A 7780-nucleotide genomic window follows, 5' to 3' on the forward strand; every position below is an offset into this window, starting at 1 on the left:
TTTTAATTAACTATCTCAAAAATACAAAGTTTTACTTAAACCTTCTGTTAAAAATTATATCATGAAACACTTTTTTTCTCTGTCCAAAAAGAAAAAATTACTTAGATACGCTATTTACTGCATTTTTAAACAATTCCTACAAAAATACCACTATCCCACTTGCCAGTACCTTAGGCAGATCGTTGTGGTCTAACCTTTCGGCTCATCAACCAGGTCGTTACTATGATAACTAAAATAACCGCAATTGCGGAATATAAAACCAACATACACTCACTAACAAATATTTTAGAATTAAGATAATAGCCAAAACTATTATGCAATTTATTTAATAAAATAAATAAAGCTAGATCTCCGCCGAACATTCCAAAGAAAAGCGTATTAAAAGTCATGCCCATGATCTGAGAACCAATATTTTGACCACTTTTCCGCAACTTCAACGGCGTGATCTGAGGGTCTTGTTCGATCACCTCATTCAAACCACTAGCAATAGCAATCGCCGCTTCTGCGATTGCGCCCAAAGTACTCAATATAGTCGTTGATATCGCAATTTTTTCAAAGTCAACGCCCACTAATAAATTGAAAGCTTCAATTTCTTCTGATTGTTCATTCGCAAAACCTTTGACCTGTACTAAGTGGTCAAGTGGCACGATCAACAATAACATAACTACCATAACAGCTAGTGTTGCTAAAAAGGCGACGTTAGACGATTTTTCATCAGAATTTCCCATGTAAATAGTAATTGCCAAGATACAAATACCACTAAATAAAGAAGTCCATAATGGAGGGAAGCCTGAAGAAATCAGCATAATATTTAGAAATAGCAGTAAAAAATTTATTAAAACTGAAAAAAATGCAGAAAAACCTTGCTTACCACCAACTAACACCATCAAAAAAGCAAGGATCACTGTTAAAATACTAATTGTTTTCAACTTGACCTTCCTTTCTAAATGCCCACGCCGCAAAAGCACTGGCAGCTGGAATCACCAACGTGATCCCGATGCCACTGATCAATGACTGAACTATGCCCAACGACATCGTCCATTCAAATGTATAACCAATACTATTTCCGGTCCTAAAAAACAAAACACCCATCGCAAATGTTTCAGCAAAAAAAATCAATAACAAAACATTGATCAGCGGTCCTAAAATTGCCCGCCCTACTTCGATTCCAGAACCGAATAATTGTTTTTGGTCAATTTGTGGATGACTTCGTTTGATTTCAAAAACAGTCGAAACAATGTCTGTCGCTGCATCCATCACAGCCCCTAATAATCCGATCACAGTCGCTGACAAAAATAATTGTTTAGGTGACTGGGTCGCAAAATCTAAAGCCTCATAGTGTAAGTCATTACCTGTATAATTCAACACCAATACTCCGATCATTAAAGCACCTGTGGTCCCTATGACGATCGAAGCAAATGTTACTGCGCACTGTTTGTTCCAACCGATCACGATCAATAGCGACAAGGCAGTAAATATAAAGGCACTTAGCACAAAGAGCCAGAAAAAATTAGTCAGGTTCAATTTGACATCTAGTTCTATAAACAGCAAAAACACTACAAAATTTAAGACAACGCTGAACAAAGTTTTCAGCCCCTTAAATTCCATCGTCAAAATCAATAAAGAAATAACCACCCAGCCTAGCATCAATAAATAAGTATCACGTTTATAATCGGAGATCTCAGCCGTTGTTCTTCCGTTTTGTTTTTGCAGATCAACAAAAACCTGCTGCCCAGAGTGGAATTTTTGATCAAAAGCTCCCGAATTCGACCAAGAGTTATGTGTATGTATTTTTTTACCCTTCTGCTTACCGTTTAGCATGATCATGGTTATTTTTTGTTCATGTTGGTGATCAACGTTTTTAAACTCATCTTCCGTACGTTGCGAACTACCCTCTGAAACATGCGTGATTTTACCGATATCACGTTGATACATAAAAGAATCACTTAATGTAAATAAATAAATTGCCGCACCGATCAACGACAAAATGATAAAAATGATCAGACTCTTTTTGTTTTTGGCCAACATTTGATCAATTCCTTTCAATTAGTTAACCTTAGCATGATTGTCCACTAACTTAAAGGTTAGCATCTCTGATTTTACTTTTCTTTTATTTGCCAAAAAGTAAACAAAAAAGTAATATCTAGTTAACGATATTTTCGACAAAAAAGGACTGAAAATAATTATGAAAACCATTGATAGTGTCTTAAAATTATTAGAAAAAAATACGAACCATCTTTCAGGACAACAAATAGCAGACCAGCTCGAACTTTCACGAACGGCAATTTGGAAAGCGATCCGCTCTTTAGAGTCTGTTGGTTATAAAATTGAGAGTAAACCTCATAAAGGGTATTTGTTATTAGACCCGCCAATGTTATCAGAAACTTTCATTCGCAGAAATTTAACGACCAAAGTTCCCCTACACTTTGAATTACACGACAGTATCACGTCCACTAACACTCGAGCTAAGGAACTAGGGGCACTTCCGTCCACCAGCGAACCACAAATCATAGTTAGTGACCGACAGACCAAAGGATATGGTCGTTACGGCCGAGCTTTTATGTCACCACAACAAACTGGGATCTATTTAAGTATCTTATTACAAAACCAGCAAGAATATTTTGACGCGGGACTGTTAACTACTGCGACTGCCACTGCCTTGTGCCGTGCAATCGAAAAGAAACTAGATGCCAAGCCAAGTATCAAATGGGTCAATGATGTTTTATGGCATGATAAAAAAATCAGTGGCATCTTGACTGAAGGAATTACCGACATGGAAACTGGCCATCTAAAACAAATAGTAGTTGGCATAGGAATTGATTATTTAACTGACCCTCAAACGTACGCACCTGAAATCAGGCAAAGAGCAGGTTCCTTACGTCAAGTTGTACAAAAAAAAGGGCTGTCCCGCAATGCTTTTATCGGAGCCTTTTTAAATGAATTTTTCAAATTATATCCTAATTTTAACAGCTACGATTTCATCGCTGATTACCGTAAATATTGTAGTACTTTAGACCAGCAAGTCACAATTACTCGCGGAAATGAAACTATCACGGGTATCGCCTGTGACATAACCGATAGTGGTGAGCTAATTTTAGATAATGGACAAGTTTTTTCTTCTGGAGAAATCACCAAGATCAGAAAAACAACAACATAATGATCTAGCTACTCCTAATTACTTTGCCTCTTATGGTAAGCATGCTAAAATAAGACTATAGAGTTAGAAAATAAACTGTGAGGTGGTTTCAATGAGTGAAAATGTATTCTTTAACCCTGGCCAATCGATTTCCAGTGACTATGACTTTAACAAGGCTTATGTCTCCGCCCAGATCTATCATACTAAGTCAAAGAAACCTATCGTAGTCGTCCGTGAAAAAGACGGTCAACCGTACCTCATTTTTGATGAGCAAGCCGCACAATCATCAAAACAAGCAGAAAATTCAGAATACACACTTGTTAAAAGAGTCGACGACTAATAAAAAGTTATTGTGGCCGTCAATAAAAACTTGGACAAAAAAACACAAGGCAATTTTACCTGCCTTGTGTTTTTTTGTCTATAAGTCTGAACTTAATTATTCGCGTGGAAACGATTTTTAAATAGTGGACTAACTGGTTTATTCTCGTGGATCCGTTCAATGGCATCCCCGATCAATGGCCCCACTGAAATCTGAACTAATTTATCAATTTGTTTTTCCTTAGGCAAATTAATGGAATCAGTAACTACTAACTCCTTAATTGGTGATTTTTCGATCCGTTCGATCGCAGGGCCAGACAAAACTGGATGAGTCGCTGAAGCGTACACTTCAGTTGCACCAGCATCCATTAATGCTTGAGCTGCTAAAGTGATCGTACCAGCAGTATCGATCATATCATCAACTAAAATACATTTCTTACCCTTTACAGAACCAATAATGTTCATGATCTCAGCCACATTTGCCTTAGGACGTCGTTTATCAATGATCGCAATTGGCGCTTTCAAAAACTCAGCCAGTTTACGGGCACGTGTTACACCACCATGGTCGGGTGAAACGACCACAGCATCTTTATCAACACCCTTAGTCATGAAGTAATCAGCCAACAAAGGTGCTCCCATCAAATGATCAACTGGGATATCAAAGAATCCCTGAATCTGGGCCGCATGCAGATCAAGTGCGATCACACGGTCACAGCCTGCTTTTTCTAACATATCCGCTACCAATTTAGCTGTGATCGGTTCGCGTGAACGAGCCTTCCGGTCTTGACGAGCATAACCATAATATGGGATCACTGCATTGATCGTATGTGCACTTGCACGGCGTAAAGCATCGATCATGATCAATAATTCCATTAAGTTATCATTTACGGGAGCAGACGTCGATTGTACGATAAAAATATCACAGCCACGAATACTTTCATCAATATTGATCCGAATCTCTCCATCGCTAAAACGATCAACAGACGTTTTTCCAAGTGGTACCCCAACAGCGTCGGCAATCTTTTGTGCCAAAGGTTTATTTGAGTTCAAAGCAAAAATTTTTAGCTTTGAATCGTTATATTGTTCAGACATAACAGCCTCCATCAGTCCTTAATATTCTTCTATCATATTAATGATAATTCATTTCCCACGTTAAAAGCAAGTCTCCATGTCCAAACTATTAATTATTTTTTTTAGCATCTGCAGTTTTTTGAGCAGCTTTGGCGACTGGATATTTGTCATAGTAGCCATCTTTGTTAACTTGTCTACCACGAGCAATAGCCATATCATGCGGTTTAACGTCTTGTGTGATCGTTGAACCGGCGGCAACATATGCATGGTCACCGAGCTTTACGGGAGCTACCACATTACTGCCGCTACCGATAAAGGAGTAATCACCCACGTCAGTGTGATGTTTATTGATACCATCGTAGTTAACGAATACCGTACCACAACCGACATTGATCTCTTGACCAAGCGTAGCATCACCGACGTATGTTAAGTGTCCAACTTTAGTATTTTCACCGATAGTAGCTTTTTTAACTTCAACAAAATTACCAATGTGAGCACCCTGACCGATATTTGCTTGCGGACGTAAATGACTGTATGGTCCAATGTCTGAATTATCATGCATTACAGAACCTTCGATCAACGAAGAAGTGACATTAACATGATCACCAATAGACGAATCAATAATTTCAGAATGAGAACCGATCACACATTCTGAACCGATCTTTGTGTTGCCTTTCAGACTAACACCTGGCTCGATCACTGTATCAGAACCAATTTCGACATCGGAATCGATATAAGTATTTTCTGGATCAACGATCGTAACGCCATTTTTCATGTGTGTGTGGTTGATCCGCAAACGCATCACCTTAGAAGCATTGGCTAAAGCAACACGATCGTTAACGCCCATTGATTCTTCAAAGTCTTTCATCTGATAGGCTGCAACGACCTTGCCTTCTTTTTGGAAAACTTCCATTAAATCGGTTAAGTAATATTCCCCTTGTGCATTATCATTATTGATTTTATGCAAAGCTTCAAATAATTCACGGTTATTAAAACAATAAACACCCGTGTTTATTTCTTTAACAGCAGCTTCGTCTTTTGTAGCATCCTTTTGTTCCACGATCCGTTCAACTATTCCTAAATCATTCCGAATGATCCGTCCATAGCCAAAAGGAGCTTCTGTATGTGCAGTTAAAACTGTGGCCACCGCACCTTTTGATTGATGATACTGAAATAACTCAGAGAAAGTCTCAGCCGTAAATAACGGTGTATCTCCACAGGCGATCAAAGTCATCCCATCTTTATCGCCCAATAAACTTTCAGCCTGCATTACAGCATGTCCAGTACCTAGTTGTTGTGCTTGAACAACATAATTTGTTCGTTCCTTTAAAGTATCTTTAACCATGTCAGCCCCATGTCCGATCACAGTTACGATCTGGTCCATATCATTTTTTTCAATTTGTGTTAACACATGGTCAACCATTGGCTTACCACAAACCGGATGTAAAACCTTGTATAATTTCGATTTCATCCGTGTACCCTGTCCAGCAGCCAAAATCACAGCATATTTTGAAGTCATTATATATTGCTCCTCTATTTATAAAATAAGGAATTAAGCTACCTCACTGGCTAAAATTATCCCAGTTTCAGTTTCTTGATCCCGACGAGTCTATCAGCAAAAAGCTTGCTAATTCAAGCAAAGATTCGCTAGCCTAACCATACGGCCATAGCGACCCATTATTGACCCTACTTTTGAATAATAAACTAGTTTTTGTCCATATGCAACTGGTCGGGGACTGACCTAAACATTTTAACAAAAAAACTCCTGTGGTTGCGTTAAACCACAGAAGCTCTTCATTTAAGACAGAATTCAAATTTAATCGTCTCATTTACTTAGACTACTCAGGTAAATAACCGATCTCAACTAAAATTTCACTTGTCTTTTTAATATTTTCTTTATTATCAGTAAATGTAGAAAATGCCCATGACTTCAACAAATACTTAATGGCATCTTTAGTCCATTCACCATGCTTATCATGCAAGACCAAGGCATTAGTATAATACAAAGAATCAATAAACACTGGAGTAAAGTGACGATTTGAAAATTCTTCCGCCTGCTCTAAAATCTCAGCACATTTGTCAAAATCCATCATACGGTAATAATACAATGTCAAATTTTTCCAGATAAAGAGTGTCCAGAATACATAATCATCCAAATTAATATTTTCTAGCAAAGCTGGTACTTGTTCAAAGTAAAAACTAGCTTTATCGTTTTCTTTTCGCTCCAAATAAACCACGCCTAACTCACAGGTCGCTAAAACTGTAAATATGTCGACCTGTTTATTACGCATCTGTAAAATTCGATTAAAGCCAAATAAAGCATCCTCAAAATCACGTGTTTGCCACATCTTAGCATTGGTCTTTAAGAACAAATAATGTGCTTCCTGTTCATTATCACTGAGCTTATCGATCTTACCAAGTGTTTCAAGCGCTTTATCATATTCGTTATTCATACTATATTTATCTGCTTGATCCAAGAACCGTTGGGCTGCCAAGACCTCATTATCAACTACAACGTCTTCCAGTTTCAAACCTAAGCGTGCAATAATTTTCGCTAAGATATCTCCTCTAGGTGAAGTAGAGTTTCTTTCAAGTAGACTGATCGTTCCCTGAGTGGTGATTCCTTTTGCTAGATCTTGCTGTGAAATGCCTAATTTTTTTCGAGTATCTTTAATTTTTTGGCCATCTATCATAATGATTTCCCCTCTTAATAGGTACATTTTTCTAAATTATTAATTTCAACATAACGGTAAATTAAAATTTGAAGCTACTACTTTATAAAGTAAGTAGTTCATAACCAATTGTCAAACAAAGTAACATCTATACTTAAAAAGTTTAAACAATTTTTTAACAAAATGCAAAAAATAAGATTTATAAAATAACAATTTAACTTTTCACAAAATTAAGAGCAAAATAAAACCGCAACAGACTAGTTTTATATATACGTTACATTTTCTTTAAGTATTTCTTAAATGTCAAGTAAAAAATTCAATAATTAATAATACTCAACTACATATGTATTTAATGTTAATATTTCATACCAAAACAAGTGCATTTTTATATCAATATCTACGTCATGAGTACTGCATTGTGTGATTATATTAAAAAAACTGAACCAACAGTTCGTTAGTTCAGCCATTTTATAGAAATTTTATTTATCAAACTAAAGGTTGAAAGCACAAAAACAGACCGCAACCCTTGATATTACCTATTTGTGGTAACAAATATTAGTATTTTTCTTTTTTACGCACTACC

The 7780-nt window shown here is 36.9% G+C and carries 7 protein-coding genes; 2 read left to right on the forward strand and 5 right to left on the reverse strand.

The window, feature by feature from the left end; all coding sequences use genetic code 11:
* Window positions 1-170: 170 nt before the first annotated feature.
* Window positions 171-929: a YibE/F family protein gene (locus tag LACPOB_RS0100685; RefSeq protein ID WP_017866926.1), complete on the reverse strand. Its 759-nt coding sequence runs from the start codon at window positions 927-929 to the stop codon at window positions 171-173.
* A complete protein-coding gene (locus LACPOB_RS0100690; protein ID WP_017866927.1) occupies window positions 916-2028 on the reverse strand; it encodes a YibE/F family protein in 1113 nt (370 codons plus the stop codon). The genes LACPOB_RS0100685 and LACPOB_RS0100690 overlap by 14 nt, the downstream gene beginning before the upstream one ends.
* Before the next feature lie 157 nt (window positions 2029-2185).
* On the opposite strand from LACPOB_RS0100690, the gene LACPOB_RS0100695 reads away from it, so the two are divergent.
* Both LACPOB_RS0100695 and LACPOB_RS0100700 read left to right on the forward strand, forming a co-directional pair.
* Window positions 2186-3157, forward strand: coding sequence for a biotin--[acetyl-CoA-carboxylase] ligase (locus LACPOB_RS0100695; RefSeq protein WP_017866928.1), 972 nt, complete (start codon window positions 2186-2188; stop codon window positions 3155-3157).
* A 91-nt stretch (window positions 3158-3248) separates the two neighbouring features.
* Window positions 3249-3476, forward strand: coding sequence for a hypothetical protein (locus LACPOB_RS0100700; protein ID WP_017866929.1), 228 nt, complete (start codon window positions 3249-3251; stop codon window positions 3474-3476).
* 92 nt (window positions 3477-3568) lie between these two features.
* Here LACPOB_RS0100700 and LACPOB_RS0100705 read toward each other — a convergent pair whose 3' ends face one another.
* The 3 genes from LACPOB_RS0100705 to LACPOB_RS0100715 all read right to left on the reverse strand — a co-directional run bounded on the left by LACPOB_RS0100705 (window position 3569) and on the right by LACPOB_RS0100715 (window position 7218).
* The gene (locus LACPOB_RS0100705; RefSeq protein ID WP_017866930.1) at window positions 3569-4546 is read right to left on the reverse strand and encodes a ribose-phosphate diphosphokinase; all 978 of its coding nucleotides are present in this window, start codon (window positions 4544-4546) and stop codon (window positions 3569-3571) included.
* A gap of 88 nt (window positions 4547-4634) precedes the next feature.
* On the reverse strand, window positions 4635-6044 hold the full coding sequence (glmU, locus tag LACPOB_RS0100710) for a bifunctional UDP-N-acetylglucosamine diphosphorylase/glucosamine-1-phosphate N-acetyltransferase GlmU (protein ID WP_017866931.1): 1410 nt from the start codon (window positions 6042-6044) through the stop codon (window positions 4635-4637).
* Window positions 6045-6363: 319 nt separating this feature from the next.
* A complete protein-coding gene (locus LACPOB_RS0100715) occupies window positions 6364-7218 on the reverse strand; it encodes a helix-turn-helix domain-containing protein (protein WP_017866932.1) in 855 nt (284 codons plus the stop codon).
* Window positions 7219-7780: the final 562 nt, after the last annotated feature.

The organism is Ligilactobacillus pobuzihii E100301 = KCTC 13174, from assembly GCF_000349725.1.
Lineage (GTDB): Bacteria > Bacillota > Bacilli > Lactobacillales > Lactobacillaceae > Ligilactobacillus > Ligilactobacillus pobuzihii.